General features: G+C 61.7%; 17 protein-coding genes. 2 read left to right on the top strand and 15 right to left on the bottom strand.

All coding sequences use genetic code 11. The features are described 5' to 3' along the window. Positions 1-52 precede the first annotated feature (52 nt). From AA0535_RS04850 to pspA, 11 genes are all read right to left on the bottom strand, one after another. On the bottom strand, positions 53-2,176 hold the full coding sequence (locus AA0535_RS04850) for a M3 family metallopeptidase (RefSeq protein WP_264814777.1): 2,124 nt from the start codon (positions 2,174-2,176) through the stop codon (positions 53-55). 95 nt (positions 2,177-2,271) lie between these two features. Continuing rightward, positions 2,272-2,889, bottom strand: coding sequence for an IMPACT family protein (locus AA0535_RS04845; RefSeq protein ID WP_264814776.1), 618 nt, complete (start codon positions 2,887-2,889; stop codon positions 2,272-2,274). Positions 2,890-2,992: 103 nt separating this feature from the next. After that, positions 2,993-4,372, bottom strand: a complete 1,380-nt coding sequence (locus tag AA0535_RS04840) for a hypothetical protein (RefSeq protein ID WP_264814775.1) — start codon at positions 4,370-4,372, stop codon at positions 2,993-2,995. Positions 4,373-4,633: 261 nt separating this feature from the next. Continuing rightward, positions 4,634-6,016: a DNA repair protein RadA gene (gene radA / locus AA0535_RS04835; protein WP_264814774.1), complete on the bottom strand. Its 1,383-nt coding sequence runs from the start codon at positions 6,014-6,016 to the stop codon at positions 4,634-4,636. Between the two features lie 209 nt (positions 6,017-6,225). Beyond that, complete coding sequence (locus tag AA0535_RS04830; RefSeq protein WP_264814772.1) at positions 6,226-7,014, bottom strand: ABC transporter ATP-binding protein; 789 nt, start codon at positions 7,012-7,014, stop codon at positions 6,226-6,228. Beyond that, complete coding sequence (locus tag AA0535_RS04825; RefSeq protein WP_127103639.1) at positions 7,011-7,796, bottom strand: MlaE family ABC transporter permease; 786 nt, start codon at positions 7,794-7,796, stop codon at positions 7,011-7,013. Before AA0535_RS04825 ends, AA0535_RS04830 begins: the two co-directional genes overlap by 4 nt. Before the next feature lie 231 nt (positions 7,797-8,027). Further along, a complete protein-coding gene (locus AA0535_RS04820) occupies positions 8,028-9,410 on the bottom strand; it encodes a DUF2807 domain-containing protein (RefSeq protein WP_264814771.1) in 1,383 nt (460 codons plus the stop codon). Positions 9,411-9,482: 72 nt separating this feature from the next. Next, positions 9,483-10,676 carry a DUF2807 domain-containing protein gene (locus AA0535_RS04815; RefSeq protein WP_264814870.1) on the bottom strand — a complete coding sequence of 398 codons (1,194 nt, stop codon included), beginning with the start codon at positions 10,674-10,676 and terminating at the stop codon, positions 9,483-9,485. Further along, on the bottom strand, positions 10,676-12,184 hold the full coding sequence (locus AA0535_RS04810) for a hypothetical protein (RefSeq protein WP_264814770.1): 1,509 nt from the start codon (positions 12,182-12,184) through the stop codon (positions 10,676-10,678). The genes AA0535_RS04815 and AA0535_RS04810 overlap by 1 nt, the downstream gene beginning before the upstream one ends. Further along, a complete protein-coding gene (pspB, locus tag AA0535_RS04805) occupies positions 12,181-12,435 on the bottom strand; it encodes an envelope stress response membrane protein PspB (protein ID WP_122038574.1) in 255 nt (84 codons plus the stop codon). The genes AA0535_RS04810 and pspB overlap by 4 nt, the downstream gene beginning before the upstream one ends. A 40-nt stretch (positions 12,436-12,475) precedes the next feature. After that, on the bottom strand, positions 12,476-13,162 hold the full coding sequence (gene pspA / locus AA0535_RS04800; protein ID WP_264814768.1) for a phage shock protein PspA: 687 nt from the start codon (positions 13,160-13,162) through the stop codon (positions 12,476-12,478). Between the two features lie 133 nt (positions 13,163-13,295). Here pspA and pspF point away from each other — a divergent pair, with 133 nt between their 5' ends. Further along, positions 13,296-14,402 (top strand): phage shock protein operon transcriptional activator, encoded by a 1,107-nt coding sequence (pspF, locus tag AA0535_RS04795; RefSeq protein ID WP_264814767.1) that lies wholly within the window; start codon positions 13,296-13,298, stop codon positions 14,400-14,402. A gap of 400 nt (positions 14,403-14,802) precedes the next feature. Here pspF and AA0535_RS04790 read toward each other — a convergent pair whose 3' ends face one another. Together AA0535_RS04790 and AA0535_RS04785 are read right to left on the bottom strand one after the other, a co-directional pair. Next, positions 14,803-16,128 (bottom strand): UDP-glucose dehydrogenase family protein, encoded by a 1,326-nt coding sequence (locus tag AA0535_RS04790; protein ID WP_264814766.1) that lies wholly within the window; start codon positions 16,126-16,128, stop codon positions 14,803-14,805. A gap of 102 nt (positions 16,129-16,230) precedes the next feature. Beyond that, on the bottom strand, positions 16,231-16,917 hold the full coding sequence (locus AA0535_RS04785; RefSeq protein ID WP_264814765.1) for a hypothetical protein: 687 nt from the start codon (positions 16,915-16,917) through the stop codon (positions 16,231-16,233). A 424-nt stretch (positions 16,918-17,341) separates the two neighbouring features. On the opposite strand from AA0535_RS04785, the gene AA0535_RS04780 reads away from it, so the two are divergent. After that, complete coding sequence (locus AA0535_RS04780; RefSeq protein ID WP_264814764.1) at positions 17,342-18,592, top strand: multidrug effflux MFS transporter; 1,251 nt, start codon at positions 17,342-17,344, stop codon at positions 18,590-18,592. A 27-nt stretch (positions 18,593-18,619) separates the two neighbouring features. Here the strand turns inward: AA0535_RS04780 and AA0535_RS04775 are convergent, their stop codons facing one another. Beyond that, positions 18,620-20,071 carry a sugar porter family MFS transporter gene (locus AA0535_RS04775; RefSeq protein ID WP_264814763.1) on the bottom strand — a complete coding sequence of 484 codons (1,452 nt, stop codon included), beginning with the start codon at positions 20,069-20,071 and terminating at the stop codon, positions 18,620-18,622. 75 nt (positions 20,072-20,146) lie between these two features. Beyond that, positions 20,147-21,004: a shikimate dehydrogenase gene (gene aroE / locus AA0535_RS04770; RefSeq protein WP_264814762.1), complete on the bottom strand. Its 858-nt coding sequence runs from the start codon at positions 21,002-21,004 to the stop codon at positions 20,147-20,149. Positions 21,005-21,012 lie beyond the last annotated feature (8 nt).

The following is a 21,012-nucleotide window of genomic DNA, read 5'->3' as shown; positions in this document are numbered from 1 at the left end:
CGATGAAAGATAACTCCCTCAGTACGGACAAACGTACTGAGGGGCAGTACCGTTACTTCCCGTCGGGGAGCAGACCACGATGGGAGAGCATGGGACCAATCTCAGGGTCCTTGCCGTAGAAGGCCTTGAACATCGGGCCGTAATCCATGGTGTGTCCCTTCGACAGGATCATGTCGCGGAAGCGCTGGCCGTTCTCGCGGGTTAGGCCACCATGGGACTGGAACCAGGAAAACACGTCCTGATCGAGCATTTCGGTCCAGAGATACGCGTAATAACCAGCCGAGTAGCCATTGCCCCAGATATGCAGGAAGTAGCTCGAGCGATAGCGCGGGGGCACATCGGCGACATCGAGACCCGTCTCATTGAGCGCCTTGGCTTCGAACTGATCGACATCTTGACGCGGCGCATCGGCGGACAGGCCATGCCAGGACATGTCGAGCTGGGCCGCGGCCACGATTTCACCCAGCGCATAGCCCTGATTGAAATGCGCGGCTTTCTTGATCTTCGCGACCAGCTCGGCCGGCATCGGGGCACCGGTCTTGTAGTGGCGGGCGTAATGGGCGAACACCTTCGGGTCCATCGCCCAGTTCTCGTTGAACTGCGAGGGGAATTCCACGAAATCGCGTGCTACGGCCGTGCCCGAAAGTGTCGGATAGGTCTGGCTTGCAAACAGACCGTGCAGTGCATGTCCGAATTCGTGGAACATGGTCGTCACGTCGTCTGACGTGATCAGCTGCGGCTGGCCAGGGGCGGCCTTGGTGAAGTTCGCCACGTTGTAGATGACGGGACGCGTCTTCAGCAGGTCGCTCTGACCCACGAAATTCGACATCCAGGCGCCGCCCGATTTATTGTCGCGCTTGAAATAGTCGAAATACATCAGGCCCAGCGGCGAGCCATCCTTGTCCTTGACCTCGAAGACCATGACATCGGGATTATAGACCGGGATGTCCTTGCGGGGCTCGAAGGTGATTCCGTAGAGCTGGTTCGCGGCATAGAACACGCCATCGGTCAGCACGGTATGTAGCTCGAAATACGGCTTCACGTCGTTCTGGTTGAGGTCGAATTTCTGCTTGCGCACGCGTTCGGCGTAGTAGTTCCAGTCCCAGGGCTTGAGCGTGAAATTCTGGTGGTCGTCGCTGATCGCCTTTTGCAACTCGGCGGCTTCACGATGCTGTTCGGCGGCAGTCGCCGGAACGAGCTGACGAATGAAGCTGTTCACAGCAGAGGGCGTCTTGGCCATCTGGTCATACAGCGTATAGGCGGCATAATTCGGATAGCCGAAGAGCGCGGCCTTTTCTGCGCGCAGCTGCGCGATTTCGGCAATGGTCTGGCGGGTGTCGTTCGCGTCGCCCTTCTCGGCGCGCGTCCAGCTCTGATTGAACAGCGCCTCACGCGTGTTACGGTCGCTCAGCGAGGCGAGGTCGGGCTGCTGGGTGGTGTTCTGCAGCGGCAGGACATATTTGCCGGATAGCTTGCGACCTTCGGCAGCCTTCTGGGCGGATGCAATCGCTCCGTCATCGAGCCCTGCCAGTGATTCCTTCTTGTCCACGACCAGAGCCCCGGCCTTGGTGCTGGCGATCAGCTTCTGGTTATAGGCCGTCTCGAGCTTGGAAAGCTGCGTGTTGATGGCGCGGAGCTTCTGCTGGTCAGCATGGTTCAGCTCGGCACCGGAATGCACGAATTGCTGGTAATAGACCTCCAGCAACATGGCCTGCTCGGTGTTCAAATTCAGCTTGGCACGATTATCGTACAGCGTCTTGATGCGGTGGAAAAGCTTGGGATTGAGATAGATCTCATCCTGATGCTGGCTGAGCTTGGGCGCTTCCTTGCTGTCGATAGCGTCCATGGCGTCGTCCTTGTCCGCCGAATAGACGCCGTAAAATACGCTTTGCGCGCGGTTCAGAAGCTGGCCGGAACGCTCCATCGCCACAATGGTGTTGTCGAATGTCGGCGCGGCCTTGTTATTGGCTATCGCCTGCATTTCCTTCAGCTGATCGGCCATGCCCTTCTCGAAGGCCGGCACATAGTCGCTGTCCTTGATCTTGTCGAAAGGCGGCGCCTGATAGGGCAGGGGGCTCGCCTGGAACAGGGGATTGGCCGGGGCTGCCAGCGCCGTGGAAGAAAGAAGGGGAAGAGCAACAGCTGCAAGAGCCGCAGCATGTCTGAAAACGGGCATGAACAAGGATCCTACGATCGTAACATGATATGTTACCGTAGGAAGGAAACGGGAAAGCGTCAAACCATCTGCTTCATGGTGCGGGAGCGTATCGATCAGGCCCTTTCTCCAAGGTCCTCTCCCGATGTCTCGACCAGTCGCCGTACGATGCCGCCGCGCAACATATCCTGCAGAGCGCCCTGAACGGCGTCCGAACGGGAGAGGGGGACGTCGAGGGTCAGAACCGCCCCGCTTTCATCGAATGTACACTCGTCCTGGGCGGCCTCCCATTCCGTCAGGCGGGCCTGAATAAGCGGTAACAGGCTGAAGGACGCATGAAACTGGAGACGCTGCCTCGGAACGATTTCGACGGCGTCACCCTGTTTAAGACAGGAGGAAGCTGCGCCGCCATAGGCGCGCACCAGTCCGCCCGCCCCCAGCTTGATTCCGCCGAACCAGCGTATGACGATCACCGCAACACGATCGAACTCCTGTGAGTCGATGGCCTGCAAGATGGGCCGCCCTGCCGTCCCGCCCGGCTCGCCGTCATCGAAGCTGCGATACCGACCGCCTATACGCCACGCCCAGCAATTATGGGTGGCGTCGGGGTCGCGTACGCGCTCGAAGAATGCCTGCGCGGCCGCCTCGTCGGAGATGGGGCAGGCGTGAACACGAAACAGGCTTTTCTTGACCACCGTGTCATGCTGCGTTTCTGCCACCAGTGTTCGGCTCATCTTTCCCTTCCTGCCCTTTGCGGGTTCTTGCGGCGTATTCAGGCCACGCAGCGTTCAAGAAGCAGGGTGCAGCCAGTCATGCAAGGGCGAAGGCCGCGCCGGCTCATCGCTCCAGCAAATAGGCATCCACATCGCGCCGGACCCTATCGGCGTAGCCGAGATCGGGGAAGATGGTTTTCAGGTAGCACTCATCGTGCTGGCCTGGATGCCAGGACTGCACCGACTTACGCAGCGTATCGGCGGCACGGAACCCCGCGAAACCCGAGACACCCTGAAAGAGCACCAGCAGCGACGCAAAGCCGAGACCGATTCTGAGGTCCGTCATGCGTCCCGAAAGAGGGTGACGACGAAGCCAGAGCAAGAACCGCATGACAAGACCGGCATAGAGCAGCAGCACGTAGAGGGCGTAGCGGGCAGGGGCAATCAGCGCTTCTTCCTCATTCGCTCGGCCGAGCGCCGCCATGCAGGCGACACCAATCCCGGTAAGAAGCAGCCCCGTCGAGACGAGAGAGGCTCTGGTTGAGGGTGCGCGCGTCACACAATCCCGCAGGAGGAGTGCGATCGTTACCCCGGCGAGGCCCAGTCCAAGGACCATGGAGGGAACGGCCAGGGCGGGAATGCGGGAAAAAGGAAGCCCCAGGAATATGCCCGCATAAGCGACGATGCGGGCGAGGGAGGAGGCAGCATGTCCCGCTGACAGGCCACTCGCCGACGCATGGCTGCCCGGCATGTTGTTCCAGAGATAGAGTAGGCTCTCTGCGCCACCGATCAGCAGCACGCATAAGAGCAGGGCGGGGGCGAGGCGCCCACGCAGGCCGAGCCAGAGGAGGACCGGCCACACCGCGAGCCCGGTCATGTTGCCATAAGGGGCGAGCGACGCACATATTATGGCGCCGATGAACAGCCGTGTTGCGGAGGCAGGAGCGACGATGGCTCCCGAGAACAGGACGAGCGCGCCGACGAGGAAAGCGAGTGAAAGGGGATAGACGCAGTTGATCGGGAGACCGACGTCGAGTGCGGCAGTGCTGCTCAGGACGAGCATGGGGACGATCAGGGCGAGCGCCCTGTCCTGTCTCCGGGCATTATCGGCCATCACGCGCCAGAGCCCCCACGCCATCATCAGAACGGCGAACAGCGTTACGACAATGAAAATGAGCTGGTTTCCACCGCCCAGAGTCAGGTCGAAAAGGGTCATCAATCTGACGAGAGCGAGCCGATGTTCATTGTGGGGATGAAGCAGATGCGCCCACCATCCGGAAACGGTATTCGTCCTGAGGGCGATCAGCGCGTCGTGCTGCCAGGTGAGCATGTCCAGATAGGGCGTGGTGATGGCAATCTTCCAGACCACGATCGCAAACACGACCAGCTGTACGGCAAAGAGAAGCCTCAGGGCGGCGATTGGCCGCCTCTTGTCCAGATCGAGCGATGACAGAGCGGGGCCGGGCGACCGAAACCTGACCGGACTGGATGAGATGGCGTCCATTGAAAGGCGCTTCCCCTATCGTAATGACAGAGCGAGGGGAGCGTCCCCCTGGCTCGTCCTGCGGTGTTGAGCAGATAAACGATACGAGAGGGCCCGGTGCAGACTCGGTTATTGCAATCTCTATCGTCGGACCAACTTTTTGCACCTCAGAAATGCTCTTGCAATACGATCGGTCCGTCGGAATTATTTATTTCTTTGTGTTTTATAATCGGTGAAAAACTTAATCACCCTTAGAAAAATACCGGAGCCTCCGGCGCGTATTCAGTCATCAAGGGCCTGAAACAGCTCCACCAGATCGTTCAGATGCCCGATCTCTTTCAGCGCCAGACCTTCCGGGGGCTTGGGTCGGGCGCCGCCGCTGGCGACGCGTCGGGGCAGAATGGCCTGCACGAAACCGAGCTTCTGCGCTTCCTTCAGGCGCAGATCGGTCTGGGATACCTGTCGTACCTCTCCCGAGAGGCCGACCTCGCCGAAATAGGTGGCCCCCGCCGAGGTCGGCACGCCCGTTGCCGCCGAAATCAACGCCGCCGCCACCGCCATGTCGCAGGCGGGCTCGCTGATACGCAGGCCCCCGGCAATGTTCAGATGGACGTCCATCCCCGCCATCTTGAGGCCGCATCGCGCCTCAAGCACGGCCAGCAGCATGTTGAGGCGTGCTGTTTCCCATCCGACCACCGCACGTCTTGCCGCGCCCTCGCCCGCCTTGGGAGAGACGAGGGCCTGAATTTCCAGAAGCACGGGTCGTGTGCCTTCCATGCCCGCAAAAACGGCCGAGCCCGCAATATTGCCGCGTCGTTCTGCGAGGAAAAGCGCGGAAGGGTTGGGCACTTCCGTCAGTCCTGTATCTGTCATCGCGAACACGCCGATCTCGTCCGTGGCGCCGAAACGGTTCTTGGCCGCGCGCAGAATGCGGAACTGGTGGCCGCGATCACCTTCAAAATACATGACGGCATCCACCATATGTTCCAGCACACGTGGCCCCGCCAGCGCGCCCTCCTTGGTCACATGGCCCACCAGAACGAGCGAGAACCCGACCGTTTTGGCTAGACGGATCAGTTCGAAGGCGCACGCCCGGACCTGGGCGACAGAGCCAGGGGCGCTCTCGATGGTTTCCAGCCACATGGTCTGGATGGAGTCGATGACCACCACATGATGCTCGCGGTCCTGCTCCAGCGATCCGGCAATCTCGGACACGTTGATGCTGGCAGCCAGATCGAGCGTTGGTGCATCGAGCTTCAGGCGGCGGGCGCGCAGACGAATCTGATCCACCGCTTCTTCGCCGGACACATATAGAACGCGTCGTCCGGCCTGAGCGAGAGCGCAGGTGGCCTGCAACAGCAGCGTGGACTTGCCGATACCCGGATCGCCGCCCACCAGAACGACAGAGGCCGGAACGAGCCCACCACCGAGCACACGGTCGAACTCGGCAATCGAGGTCTGGATGCGCGGTGGCGGTGTTAGATCGCCGTCCAGATGCATGAGCGTCAGGCGCCCGGCGCGCTTGCGTGTCTCGCGATTGGTCGGTTCGACCGCTTCCTCGACAATGGTGTTCCATTCCCCGCAGCTATCGCAGCGGCCCGACCATTTACTGGTGACGGCGCCGCAGGCCTGACACACGAAACGGGCTGTGGGACGCTTGGCCATGGGGGAGATCTTCCGGTCTGGGGTTCAGAGCGGAAGATAGGGCAGGTGTGGAAACATAACAAGAACAGGTGGGGTTCTTCTTTTTCTGGAGAAAAAGAAGCAAAAAGGCTCCTGACTTGTCAGAGGACTGAGAACCGGTACGGTCCGAGGTGTTTTGCTAGGGAGAGTTTTTTGGTTCTTTTTTGCAAAAAAGAACGTCCTTCTATCCGCTAACGCCGCAATTCCATCCCGATCGGCCCATCCTTGCGGCCATGGGTAAACTGATCGACCATGGCGTTGCCGCTATCCATCAGTTCCGACGCCAGGCCCTGCCAGACGAGCTTGCCGTGATAGAGCATGGCCGCACGGTCGCCGATACGCCGTGCGGAGAGCATGTCATGGGTGATGGCAATAGCTGTCGAGCCTAGGCGCTTGACGCAATCCACGATCAACCCGTCGATCACGGCGCCCATGATGGGATCGAGCCCGGTCGTCGGTTCATCGAAAAACAGGATATTGGGCGTCCCGGCGATCGCGCGCGCCAGACCGACACGCTTCTGCATGCCGCCTGAAAGTTCCGAAGGGGCCAATGCGCCAACAGACGGGTCGAGACCGACCTGCTTGAGAATATCGCCCGCCTGTTCACGCGCCTGAGCCGTGCTCAGGCGATGGGCCTTGCCGCGACCCTTTGCGCGAAGACCGAACACGATGTTGTCGGCCACGCTCATGCTGTCGAAGAGAGCGCCATTCTGGAACAACATGCCGATCTGCTCGACCAGCGCGTTGCGTCGTGCGGGCGAGGCGGTGAGCACGTTCTCGCCGTCGATCTCGATCGTCCCGGAATCCGGGGTGATCAGACCGAGAATACAACGCAGCAGCACGGATTTTCCGCTACCCGAGCCTCCGATGATCACCATGGAGGTGCCGGCCTCGACATCGAGATCGATCCCGTCCAGCACCGTTTTGGAGCCGAAGGATTTGGTCAGGCCGCGAATGCGGATCTTGGGCAGGGCGCTCATTGGGCGAAGAACAGATCCGTCAGAAGGTAATCGAAAGCCAGAAGCAGGATCGAAGCCGCGACCACAGCCGCTGTCGTGGCCGAGCCGACACCCTCTGCACCGCCACGGCTGGTATAACCATGGTAGCAGCCCATCAGGCTGATGATGAAGCCGAACACGGCGGCTTTTGAAAGCCCGACCAGCACGTCGAGCGGCTTGAGCGCGTTGAAGGTGGCGATGATGTAGTTTTGCGGGTCGAAACCGAGCTTGGAAACCGAGACGGTAAATCCGCCAAGCACACCCAGAATATCGGCCACCAGCACCAGGAAGGGCAGGGCCAGCGTACCGGCCACCAGCCGTGGGGTGACCAGATATTTCATCGGGTCGGTCGAAAGGGTACGCAGCGCATCGATCTGGTCGGTCACGCGCATGGTGCCGATCTCTGCCGACATGGCGGCGCCGACGCGGCCCGCCACCATCAGACCGGCCAGAACAGGGCCGAGCTCACGCACCACGGCCAGTACCACAATGCCCGCAATGGCGCTTTGGACGTGATACTGGGCAAAGCCCGCATAGGACTGAAGGGCAATCACGCCGCCCGAGAAAATGGCAGTGAGCGCGACAACGGGCAGCGAATAGAAGGCGATCTCGATCAGGCTGTTGAAGAAGACACCCCAGTAGAAGGGGGGGCGCAACAGATGGGACAGTCCGGCCAGGGCAAACAGCGCCAGAGCACCGGCCTTGCGCACGATGCCGAGAAAGGCACGCCCGATGGCTGCGACAGGATCGAGGATTAAATTCACGGTCAGCAGCCGCCATCAGGGGAATTCATGCATCAAGCCCTAGCCTGACTGGCGTCTCACGTCAAAGCCCTCGTCGGTGCGACAGGGCCTGGGGGTGACTCGCCACCTCATGCGTCGCAGGGTGAGCGGGACATCCCGTCTTCTCCCCGACCGCATGACGGAGAGCGCCTGTACCGTCCAGTCGCTAACGATGCGATAACGCTCAGGGTTCACATGAGGGCGTCCGTGCCCTCAGTGTCGGTCCTGTCGGCGGTCCAGATCGCGAAACTGGGTGTGCAGGTGGAAATCACGCGAGGTCACACAGGTTTCGACCGCGCCCACGCGCCGGTCCAGTTTCTTCAGACGTTCCGTGAGATCGAGCAGCTGCGGCAACTGGGTCTGTGGCATGGGTGCAGTCACCTTTGTCATCAGGGACAGCAGAAACGGTTCAACGCGCCGGGCGAAAGCCGGGTTGTGGCGGTGTAGCACGGGCAGAAGTTTCGGGATGATTCGACGGCGCATCAAGGCGATGCCGAGCACAAGAAGCACCACCAGCCCCGAAACGACATTGCCCCCGGAATCGGCTTTTATTGTCGTCGTGACTTTGGGGGGGCTGGCGGCATGATGATCGACACTCTGCTTGGCGCTGCTAGGCGGCTCGGGTGGTTCAGGCGGCTCGGGCGGCTCAGGGGGTTCCGGAGGTTCTGGCGGGGAGGCATGAACCGCTTCGCTGCTCATGCGCCGCAACGCGTCGAAATCGACGATTGTGCCATCCGGCTTGATCAGGCGATGGCTGTTGATGCGTGTCCCGTCCGGTAGCTGCAGATCGCCGTCTGTGGCGCTCATGCTGCCTGTGCTGGCGCGACTGGTGGCGCTGGAAGAGCGCTGCGCAATCGTGATGGTGCCGCTGGCGCTCGAATGGGCGTGTTCTTCGCCCAATACTTGATGCACGCGTATGTCACCCGACGCGCTGGTGCGCAGCATGGCATTGCTGGCGACGCCATCGAATATGGCGTCGCCGGGGCCAGACAGGGTCACGGCAAGCTGGTCGATTGCACCGCCGCGTATCACGACATCGCCGGGTCCGGTCGTACCGATCACCACCGAAGGGGCTGTGACGCTGTCGATATGGGCATCGCCCGGGCCGGACATGGCGAAAATTGCCGGGCCCGTAAGGGTCCCCATGACGAGATCGCCCGGGCCGCTTCCACGGAACAGCAGGGCGGTCGCAAGGTCAACGGTGATGTTGCCCCGTCCCTGACGCAGGGAAACAGGCCCATTGACCCAATTGATCTCGAGCTTGTCATAGCTCATGGCGGTGGAGACGATAGCGGCTCCTGCGCGCAGCTGGATCGTCGCATCCTCGCCGCAGGCATTGCCGGTCAGCCAAGCATCATGGCTGCCCGCCTCGAACGAGAGTCCGGCGGGCACTTCCTGCATGTCGGCATTTTGCAGAAGTCCGCCTGCGCCCTGAACATGAATATGGGCAGCGCACCCGGTGTCGATATGCAGGGTATAAGGCGCCGCCGCGAGTGCGGCCTCCGGGCTCGAGGTCGCGCTCGTGGGGGTGGTGGCCTCGGCATAGGCAGGGGAGATCGTCAGAACGAGCGCAAAGCCCAGGCTGAAACGGCTCATGGCGTCTCTCCTACTGGTTTTTCGAGGGGGCAGGGGCGAGCCACGACAAGGCCGAAGGGCAAGAGGACGGTCTCACCCGTGGCGACGTGCAAGGTCATGAAACTGGCGATGCAGATGGAAATCACGCGAGGTCACACATTGTTCGACGGCGCCCAGACGCGCGTCGAGGCGGCTCAGGCGCGCGCGCAGATCGACGATCTCGGTATTGTCGCAGGGCGCCGATGGGTCGAACGCTCTGCCTGTCCGCCGCATCAGCCCCATGAAAAGGCCGGAGAGCCGGACTCTCTGCCGGTAAACAATATAGAAGACCGCCATATAGGCCAGTGCCCAGATCAGGCGATGATGGGAGCGATGCGCAGGGACGTTATCATCGGCGTCATCCCCGTCGTCGAAACTGACTACCGTTCCGTCCGGGCGGATCAGGCTATGGGCAGTAATGACTGTCCCGTCAGGCAGGCTCAGGATCGGATGGGTCGTCGCGGCCATCCGCCGCCGTGACGTGCTGCGTTGCACCGAAATTGTTGCCGGGGAATGGGCTTCCTGATGCATCTCGCCGGTGACATTATTGAGGCTGATGCCCCCATAGCCGCTTGCCACCAGATCGGCATCGCGTACCGTGCCGTCAAACCGCAGATGACCCGAGCCGCTGAGTCGGGCGTCAAGCGTGTCGATCGTGCCCGCCTGTATCGTCGTGGACCCATATCCGCTCAGCGTGGCCTTGACTTCAGGGGCATCGATGCGCCCGATCGTGACAGTTCCGCTTCCGCCGGAGACAAGTATTGCCGGGCCGTTCAGCCAGCCGAGCTTGAACGACCCATAGCCATGCGTGTTCAGAATGAGCGCCGTTGCCTGATCGAGCGTGACCGTATTGCTGCCCCCCTGGTCGAGGGAAACCGGACCGTTCACGCCGCTGATATGCAGGGCCCCATAGCCACGCATCGTGGCTTCGATGGCCGTGCCGGGAGCGACATGCAGCGTGGCCGGGGATTCGCAACGTTCGCCGGTCAGGACAGCGTCGTTTCCCGATACCGAGAGCGAGAGACCCGAAGGGGAGTCGTCACTGGATGGGTCGAGAATGGCCGGCGCGTTCTGCCCGGAAGCGCCTTCGATTGTGAGGGTCGAGGCGCAGGGGGCGTCAAGGCGGAGTTTGTACGGGGCGGCTTCCATCACAGCCTGAGGCGACGTGGCTCGTGCCTGCGCTTCGATGGGCAGGGCCAGGGCGGCACTTGCCCCCAGAGCGATCGCAAGGTTCAGGCTGAGGCGCATCACGGGTTATGGTCTCCCTGGGGTCCGATACCATTTGCCCCATCGGAGGCAGCCGTGCCGCCGGGCGCCGTGGAGGAACCGGCGGGGGAGGTGGTGGAGGCGGGGGTTGTCTGGGTTCCAGCCTGAACCGCGCCGTTTCCACTCTGGGCAGAGGGTGAGGCAGAAGGTGTAACCGGACGGCCCACAGAACGGTCCGTGGGCAGCGGCTGGGATTGCGGCGGCGCCGGAGGCGAGGCGGATGACCGGGACGCCGGGACAGGAACAGGGGGAGCCGGAGGGGCCGAATTTGTCCGGACAGGTGCACTCTCAACGGGCGCGGTTTGCGTCGGCAGATTCTGCACGTTCAGTCCGTCACGCGGAATGCCTGAGCCATCGGTGCCGGGAGCCGATGGGGATGTCCCCGCATTGGCCCGACCAGGTATGTTCTGAGCCGGAACTCCCTGAGCCGGAACCGCCTGGGCCGGTATCCCCTGAGTGGAGTTACCCTGAGGGGAAATATCCTGATCTGGAACGCCCTGGGTCTGGCCGTTGCCAAGGGGCGTACCCGGTGTCTGACCGGGGATACCGCTTGCGGACGGGATGGCGGGTGATGACGGCATAGCGGGTGCAGATTGCCCACCGGGCGGCGCGCTGATGGATGGCGCCGGAGGCGGAGGCGGCGATGCCACCGCCGCCGGGGGAGGTGTTGGCGGGGCGGACACGGCTTGCGCGCTGGCGCCGGGGCCGATCTGCACATTGCCTGTGCGTGTCAGTGCGCCACTCACAGTCGGTATGGCGACCAGTCCCGTCCCGGTCGCGGAGACGGTGGCCGTGTTGACCGATCCGCCAAGCCGGACGCTGGCCGCGTTTTCAACCATGAGGGTCAGGACGTCGAAGCGGCCATCAGTCACACTCAGATGGCTCGTTTCGGAAAGCTGGGCCGAGAAGGCGTCGAGATCGGCCTGATCCACGACAAGCCCCGAAGCGCCGGTTTCCACGACCTGCGCGGCCCGGTTCAGATGGGCGATATGCACCTGTTCGGTTCCGCGAAGACTGAGATCGAGCGACTGGATGGTATCGGCATCGAGCTGCCCGGCTTCCAGGCTCGCTTCGAGCGAGGCCAGTGTGCCGTGAATGACGATATGGGTGTCGTGGCTGTCATGAATCATCACCCCGACATTGGGGGCGACCAGAATGGACACCCGTGCATTGGGCGCACAGGCCTTGCTGGTGATCAGAACCTTGGACGATCCTTGGGTCTTGCCCGTGCGCATGGTCAGATGCGCCCCGTTTGACGGCGCGCTGTCGATCGATACGCCATCGCTCATTGCCGGATCGACCATGATCTCGAAGCGTCCCAGACAGGGAACGCTCAGATCCAGATCTTCCGCATCCACCACCTGGGGTGCAGCATGCAGCGAAGGCGCTCCGGCCAGGCCGCAAAGCAGCAGGGCGGCCAGAGCGACGCGTCGCAAAGGCCGATGAACAGGACGATGCATGGGGCGGCCCAGGAGACGGTCAGACATCATGAGAAGCTCCGCGTTCTCCAGCCGGGAACATCCTCATCCAGAATACGCTCGAGCTGGTCCACGCGCTCCTCCAGGCGGCGCGCCTGAACATGCGCCATGTTCAGCGCGGCAAGGTCGGATTCCTGGAGCTTGCTCGCCGTCGCCTTCGACCGGGCGCGGATGGTCACGATATACATGACCATGACGAAAGGCATCACAACCGCGGCGAGGCCGATCAGATCACCCAGATCGGTTCCGGAACCATGACTCATGACGGCCTATCCTTGCTTGCAACGCGTCTCATATCTGTGTTCATCCCTGGCGGCTCTTGATCCTGGCACGCAGCGCCTCGAGTTCGTTCTCGACCGCCATGTCGGTTTCGAGTCCGGCCAGCTCTTCCTGCAGGCTCGGCTTGCGCGTCCCGCCCGGGCCGCGACCCAGATCATAGGCTTCGGCCTTCCCCTCAAGGGCGTCAAGCGCGCGCTCGACCTGCTCGAACCGGTTGAAGGCATTTTCGACGCGCGTATCGTACAGGCGCTCGCGCGTCTTGATGCGATTGGTTGCCGCCTTGTGGCGCAGCGCAAGGGATTTCTCGCGTGATTTGGCATCGGCCAGCTTGGCCTGCAGCTTGCCGATATCGTCATGCTGCTGATCGAGGCTCTCATTGACCTGCGCAATCTGCTGCTCCAGCGATTTGCGCGACTGTTCGATGGTGGATTTGGCAGCAAGAGCGCCCTTGGCCAGATCCTCACGATCACGGGTCAGGGCCAGTTCGGCCTTGCGCAGCCATTCATCCTCTTCCTGCACCATGGCGCGCGCGCGGCGCTCAAGCCCCTTGCGCTCGGCAATCATGGTGACGGCCTGGCTGCGTACCTCGACCAGCGTATCTTCCATTTCCTGGATGATGAGCCGGATCATTTTCTCAGGATCTTCGGCGCTGGCCAGAATGGCATTGAGGTTGGAATTCACGATATCCGCAAGGCGGGAGAAGATACCCATGTGATGCTCTTTCTATGCTGGGACGAATTTAACAGGAAATCGGGGCAGGAGAACACAGGCTTCTCTTGCAAGCGTAACGATCCGGGGTGAAAGATAGGTTTTCTGCAACACCCCTGATGAGACTGGCCAGAACATGGCGCGATCTGCCAGAAACGATGAAAATCCGACACCGATCGGCCAGTCCCCGGCATTTCTGGAGATGCTCGATCACATCTCCCGTCTTGCGCCGCTCGACCGTCCGGCTCTGATCATCGGTGAGCGCGGCACAGGCAAGGAGCTTGTGGCTGCGCGACTGGCCCTGCTCTCGCCGCGCTGGGACAGGCCGCTGATCAAGCTTAACTGCGCGGCCCTGCCCGATACGCTGCTCGATAGCGAGTTGTTCGGCCATGAGGCCGGGGCCTTTACCGGTGCCCAGCGTCGCAGACTCTCGCGTTTCGAGCAGGCCCATGGCGGCACGCTGTTCCTCGATGAGATCGCTTCGGCCTCCATGGCCGTTCAGGAAAAGCTCCTGCGCGTCATCGAGTATGGCAGCTTCGAGCGTGTGGGTGGCAATGAGACCATCCACGTCGATGTGCGCATCATCGGCGCCACCAATGCCGATCTGCCCGACATGGCCCGCAAGGGTGATTTTCGCGCCGATCTGCTCGATCGTCTGGCGTTCGATGTGGTGATGCTGCCGCCGCTTCGCGCGCGTCAGGAGGATATCCTGATCCTGTGCGAGCATTTCGCTACCCGCATGACCGCAAGCCTCGGGCGCAAGCTCTTCGCCGGGTTCACAGACCGCGCCCGGGACCGGCTGATGCGCTATGACTGGCCCGGCAACGTGCGCGAATTGCGCAACGTCGTCGAGCGCAGCGTTTACCGCATGGAACGCCCCGAGCGTCCGCTCGACGATATCGTGTTCGACCCCTTCCGCAACGGGCCCGACTGGTTGCGCCCTCTCGCCAGCGAGGCGGCTGGGCTGGCCCCTGTTTCCGTCACGGCCGAGCCCACCACGCTTCCCGCGCGTGAAGCCCCATCCTCGACCCCGTCCGTCACTTTGCCGGAGGGGACGAGTTTCACCGAGGCCACCCGAGCTTATGAGCATGCCCTGCTCGACCGCGCCTTGCGTGACGCCCGTTTCAACCAGAAGCAGGCCGCGCTCGCGCTCGGGCTCACCTACTACCAGCTGCGTCATCTGCTGCGGCAGCACGGACTCGCCGAGCGGAATGCCAGGCGCAATGCTGAAGCTGAGGGGTGAGGCGGGTGAGATCTCGTTCATGAGGAGGGTCCTGCAAGAACCGTGCCAAGACTGCGTTCATGACCAGTCTCAGGGAGTGGTCGTAGCTGTAGTGGCGTAAATTGCCATTAAGTGTGGATTTGCGTCATGGGGAATTGCAGGGCTCTGCCCTGCACCCGCCAAAGGATAGTCATCCTTTGGAAACCTGTTTGAAGGGGCAAGAGGAGGCTTCTTCCGACGGACAGCGGAGTGCCCCTGTCGCAGTCGAGGCAGCGACCTCATCTTGGAAGTAGGCAGACTGAGCACCGGGCTCTGGCCCGCATCCGCTGGAGAATAGTGAGCGTTTTGAAATCGGCTACAGGGAAGGAAAGGGGCCGCGCCCCTTCCCGAAATCCTCGTGTTGCTTCGCGCATCCCGTGATTCAGGGGCGTCCAATCGAACGATAGGTGAACCCGGCATCGCGCAAGGCGGCGGGGTCCCAAATATTGCGAAAATCGGCGATGGCCGTGCCGCGCATGGCGGCTTTCAGCTTGGCGGGGGCAATAGCGCGGAATTCGTTCCACTCGGTCAACACGACGAGGGCATCCGCCTCGGTGGCGGCTTCCTGCGCGGAGCTTGCGTAGATCACGGCTTCGGGCAGGAGGGGGCGGGCGGCTCTCATGCCTTCGGGGTCGAAGGCCTTGATATGAGCCCCTTCCCCGATCAGGCGATGGATGAGCGGCAGCGAAGAGGCTTCGCGCATGTCATCGGTATCGGGTTTGAAGGTCAGGCCCAGAATGGCGATGGTCTTGCCGCGCACCGTGCCGTCGCAGAGGGCGATGACGCGTTCGGCCATGGCGGATTTCCGGTCCTCGTTGATGGCGACCGTGGCCTCGACCAGACGCGAAGGCGCGCCTGCATCGCGGGCGATGGCGGTAAGGGCGCGGGTATCCTTGGGGAAACATGACCCGCCATAGCCGGGCCCGGCATGAAGGAATTTGCGACCGATGCGCTGGTCCAGCCCCATGCCGCGCGCCACGTCGTGGATGTTGCCGCCGACTGCCTCGCAGAGATCGGCCATTTCGTTGATGAAGGTGACTTTCATGGCCAGAAAGGCATTGGCGGCGTATTTGGTGAGCTCGGCGGTTTCCAGCCCCGTCATGACGATGGGCGTCTCGATCAGATAGAGTGGCCGGTAGAGCTGGCGCATGAGCGCGCTGGCATGAGCACCCTGATCGGGCGCGCTGTCATCGATGCCGATGATCACGCGATCGGGGCGCATGAAATCGCCGATGGCGTTGCCCTCACGCAGAAATTCCGGATTCGAGGCCACGCTGAACGCAAGTTCGGGACGCTCTTCGCGCAAAATGCGGGCGACCTCGCGTCCCGTGCCGACGGGCACGGTCGATTTGGTCACGACCAGCAGGCCCTTGCTGGCATGGCGCGCAATCTGGCGTGTGGCTTCATAGACATAGGTCAGGTCGGCATGGCCGTCGCCGCGACGTGTGGGTGTGCCGACGGCAATGAACACCGCATCCACACTGTCGATGACGCCAGCCAGATCGTCGGTAAAGGCAAGACGCCCGGCTGCGGTATTGGCCGAGACGATCTTGTCGAGCCCGGGCTCATAGATCGGAATGCTGCCGGCACGCAGGGCGGCGAGTTTGTCGTGATCGGCCTCGACAATCACCACATCGGTGCCGAACTCGGCAAAACAGGCGCCGGAAACCAGTCCGACATAACCGCCGCCAATCATCGCTATGCGCATGTGATCTCTTATCCTGTGCGAAACCTGAATGTGCAGGGCGTAGCTCAAACCACGCGCGGGATAAAGCGTGCGGGGTGGATGGCAGGCGTCGATGGGCGGTGATCACCTGATATAAATGGAGCCGAGGCCCTTCAGCGATGGTGCCTGATAGATACCGAAGATGATGAAATCGTAGCCGGTACGTCTGTCGACCCATAGACTGACAAGCCCCGAAGGTGAATCGGGTGAGCCCAAAAAAGCGAAGCCTTTGATGGGTCTGGCTCTGGAGACGATGAGCGGAATGCGCCGGAAGGGGGGAGTATTTTTTTCGACGAAAATGACAGACCGATCGGGGGCCCGTTCTATGCAGATATCGGCTGTTGTCGAGAGATGGCTGCAGCGCCTTCGCTCCCCGTGATCGTAGAACGAGGGGTCAACACTGCGCGCGGTGCCTCCACGGATAAGCCCTCGTGGCTGCAGCTCGAAAAGCTGGGCGTCGCGCGTCTGGAACATTCCAATGATATGTCTGAGGATGTCTGGGATGCAGGTCACGAAATCAAGGTGGAAAACCGGACTCGTCTTGAACCCTCTGAACTCGCTCTGCCAATCGAAATATCCGTCCATTGTTCCGACGCTCAGCCGGGTTCCCGAAAGGACATCATCGGGCGTGCGACAGAGAGGAAGTTCGGCAGCCTGTGCGCATCCACATACCAGGGCCATGATCATGGCCGTTACAGGGATTGTTCTGTTTAGACATATTCTTGTTTTCATTTCTTTATAATTCCAATAATGATCTTGTTCCTCAATCAAAATATAGTATTTTCTAAGTTATATTTGAATAAATCGACCATCTTGTCTTGTGGCGATCCGAGGCGCCTGGCGTCGTCAGAGGACGGTGGTTCGGCGTCCGGTTGCGGCATGAGCCGACAGGCCTGAGGGGTGTATTCTGTCGATCACGGGAGCAGGCCGAGGAGGGTAGCTTGCTTCGAGGCAAAGAACCGGTCTGGGTTCCTGTCACACAAACCCGTTACATGATACGCGTGTGAAGGCGAGTTGCAAAAACCCCGGTTGCCTTTCAGGCGGATGAGGCAGAGAAGTGTCGTAGATGTCTGACGGACACGACTCCCCGACGAAACTGGATTCTTCTCTTTCCAGATTTTCACCGGAGCGCTTTTCGCGTTGCCGGTTGCTCTTCGTGTTCTGAGGGCCAAGACTGATTGGACCCGGTTTTCCCGTGCTGACCTCATCGCCTCATCCCGCCATACGCTTCTCAACCGGGCAGATTGTTCTGCTCGGTCTTGTCAGCACCATCGGTCCGATCTCGACCGATATGTATCTGCCGGCCTTCCCCCAGCTCGAGCGCGATCTGGGGCAGGGGCCGGGCTCGGCACAGCTCACTTTGGCGGCGTGGTTCATCGGCCTGGCTATCGGGCAGTTCTGCCTCGGTCCGCTTTCGGACCGGTTCGGGCGACACAAGCCCATGGTTGTGGGGCTTGCCATCTATGTGGCAGCGACGATCGCCCTGGCCACCACGGAGTCTTACTGGTCGTTCTGCCTGCTGCGCCTCGTGGCGGCGCTGGGTGGGGCCATCACCAGCGTCATACCCCGCGCCATTGTGCGCGATGTGGCGACAGGACATGAGGCCGTGCGGCTCATGTCCCAGTTGACGCTCGTTTTCGGTGTCGGGCCCATCCTTGCCCCGACTCTGGGCAGCGCATTTCTTGCCTTCGGAAGCTGGCGGCTGATTTTCTGGGCCGGGGCGGTGGCGGCCACGGTTCTTGCCGCGCTCTGGCTCATGGTCATGCCCGAGACCCTGCCGGTCGAGCGACGCTATGCCCTGCCTCCGGTCGAGATCCTGCGGCGCTATGTGAGTCTCGTGCGCGAGCCCGTTTTCATGTCCTCGGCCACGCTGTCGAGTTTCAGCACCTTCGTGATGTTTGCCTATCTCTCGAACGCGCCGCTGCTTTTCGAGCATCTTCTGGGGTTCTCGCCCCGGGCCTTTGCGATCTTTTTCGGAATCAATGCAGGCGGGTTCATTCTGGCCACGCAGATCAATGGCAAGCTGTCCCATCGCTACAAATTCACGTCGGTCATGCAGGGTGGACTGGCAGCGTGTCTGGCATCCGGGCTCGTGCTTCTGGCCGTGAGCGCCAGCCATATCGTCGGGCAGAACGACCCCTGGCCGCTCTGCGCGCTGATTATCACCACCACCTTCACCCTTGGCTTTATCGGGCCGAATGCCAACGTGCTGGCGCTCACCCATCATGGGCATCAGGCAGGGGCGGCCTCTGCATTGCTGGGAACCATGGCCTTCGCCATTGGCGGGTCGAGCGGCATCCTCATGGCGCTTCTGCCGCCGACACGGCTGAGTTCGACGGCTTTTGGCATGCTGGCCGGTATTGCAGGCATGGTGCTGTGCAATTTCTGGCGCCGCTCTGCCGAGAGGCGTCAGACTCAGAACACGGGCGAGGCTGCGCGTATCTGAGCGCAGCTCTGCTTGCGCCTCTACACGTCAGGGGCGGAAGGTACCGTTGCGCAGGCTGTTCTCGATCTCCTCCAGCGTCGTGTTTTTTGTTTCCGGCACCCAGCGCAGAACAAAAAAGAATGCCAAGGCGTTGATCGCCCCGAACAGCCAGAATGTCCCGCTGCGCCCAAGATCGTGCACCAGAGTGAGGGTGAACAGCGACACGAGCGTATCCGAGAGCCAGACCGTTGCGCTCGCCAGCCCCATGGCCTTGCTGCGTATGATCAGGGGAAAAACCTCGGAGGCAACCAGCCAGACCGCGACCGAGAGTGAGCCGAAATTGAAGAAGATATAGGCGAGCAGAGCCAGCACCACGAAAACGAGTCTCATCCCCTCCAGTGGGGCGGTGCCGGCAAGGAGTGTCCCGAGGGCAAAAAGTGCTAGTGCCGCAAAAGGCAGCATCGCCAGCAACATGCGTCGCCGTCCGACGCGATCGATCAGCATGATTCCCATAAACGTGGTGATTGTGGAGGTCACGCCAACCCCGACCGAGGTCAGCAGGGCAGCCGAGTGACCGAGCCCTGCCTCGGATAGGATGATCGGCGCGTAATACACGATCACGTTCGGCCCGGAGAGCTGGGAAAGCGCCGCGAGCCCGATCGCCGCGATCAGGGCCGGGCGCAGCCAGGATGTGCGCAAGGCCGACCATCCGGGCGTATCCGACGCCTGATCCTGCGCTTCGCGCAGCGCATCGAGTTCCTGACGTATCGGTTCGTGATGGCCGCGCAGGCGATACAGCACCTGAACGGCTTGCGCGGTTCTGCCCTGCTCGAGCAGCCATCTCGGGCTTTCAGGCAGGAATACCATACCCAGAGCGAGAAACAGGGCCGGGATGACGCCAAGCCCGAACATCAGGCGCCAGCATTCCGGCGGCCCGGCCAGGGCGTAGCCAACGGCAAAAGCAACGAGCAGCCCCAGAGAGAAGACAAGCTGAAACAGCGAGACCAGTCCGCCGCGACGCTCTGCCGGGGCAAGTTCGGCCACATAGACCGGCACGATCTGTGTGGTTGCGCCGATGGCCCACCCCAGAACGAACCGTGCCAGAATGAGCATGGTCTGCGATGGGGCCAGCGCGCAGCCCAGAGAGGCAAGGGTAAAAACGAGCGCCGCCACCATGACAGACGGGCGACGTCCCAGCCGGTCGGAGAGCGGGCCGCTCATGATGGCCCCGAACACCGCGCCAAGATTGAGCGCGGCCGCAATTCCTTGTTGGCCTGTACTGTCCAGCGCGAAACTATGGGTAATATAGATCAGGGCAGAGGCGATGATCCCGGTATCGTAACCGAAGAGCAGCCCCCCTGTTGCCGCAACCGAGGCGGCCAGAGCGACCATGCGGTGAGCGCTGTCCCGCCTGTCAGGCGCGGCTTCGAGCCTGCGTAGCTCGATGTCGAGTTCTGTCGTAAGGCGTGCGTCGGCGGGGCGGGGGGCGTTATCCGGCATGACGGGACTCCTTGCATGGCGCGACGCGCGTGCCGGATGCGTACCCTGGGACAGGCGCGCCCCGGAGAGAAAGGCTCAGTCCTGCACGCCGAAAATAACGGCCAGGGTCTTTTCCATGATCTCCGCGGAGAGCTTCACGCCCAGAACGAGTTCCGCACCGATAATGCCCTGATTGACCAGCATGCCGAGCCCGTCGAGCGTCTGACAGCCTTGCTCCTTCGCGCTGCGCAACAGCTTCGTCATGGGCGGGTTCGGGATCACATCTGCCACGATGCGCGCATGGGCCAGGGTTTCAATCTCGACCGAAGGCATCGCCTCTGCATCGCCAAGACCGATCGAGGTCGCATTGATCAGCACATCCACGCCTTCGGGCACAGCCAAATTGCCCGACCAGTCCAGTGTCTTTGCCTCACACCCGGTATTTTCCTTGAGAAGGCGCACGATGGAATCGGCCTTGTCCGCGCTGCGATTGGCCACGGTGATCGATTTTGCGCCAGCAAGAGCGAGTTCCACTGCGATGGCGCGCGCTGCTCCTCCGGCCCCCAGGATGAGGATGGTTTTGTCCTTCGGGTCGGTCAGCTTGCGCAGCGAGGCCAGAAAGCCTTTGCCATCGGTATTGTTGCCCGTCAGCTTGCCGTGGCGGATCTGCACGCAATTGACCGCCCCGATGATTCTGGCGGACTCCGCGAGAGAATCGAGATGGTCGAGCACCGCGATCTTGTGGGGGATGGAACAGTTGAATCCGGCCCATTCCATGGCCTTAGCTCCGGCGATGGCAGCAGCGAGATTTTCGGGCTTTACGTCGCAATTGATATAGCGGGCGTCGAGCCCGGCCTTGGCATATCCGGCTTCCATCATCGCGACGGTAGGGTTTTTGGCGCATGGGGTCGAGAAAGACCCGGTCAGGATCGAGCGAAAGGAACGGTCTGTCATGAGGGGCT

This window comes from Asaia krungthepensis NRIC 0535, from assembly GCF_025995175.1.
Taxonomy (GTDB): Bacteria; Pseudomonadota; Alphaproteobacteria; order Acetobacterales; family Acetobacteraceae; genus Asaia; species Asaia krungthepensis.
Note: the sequence above shows the minus strand (reverse complement) of the source record. Positions and strands in the feature narration are given on the sequence as shown.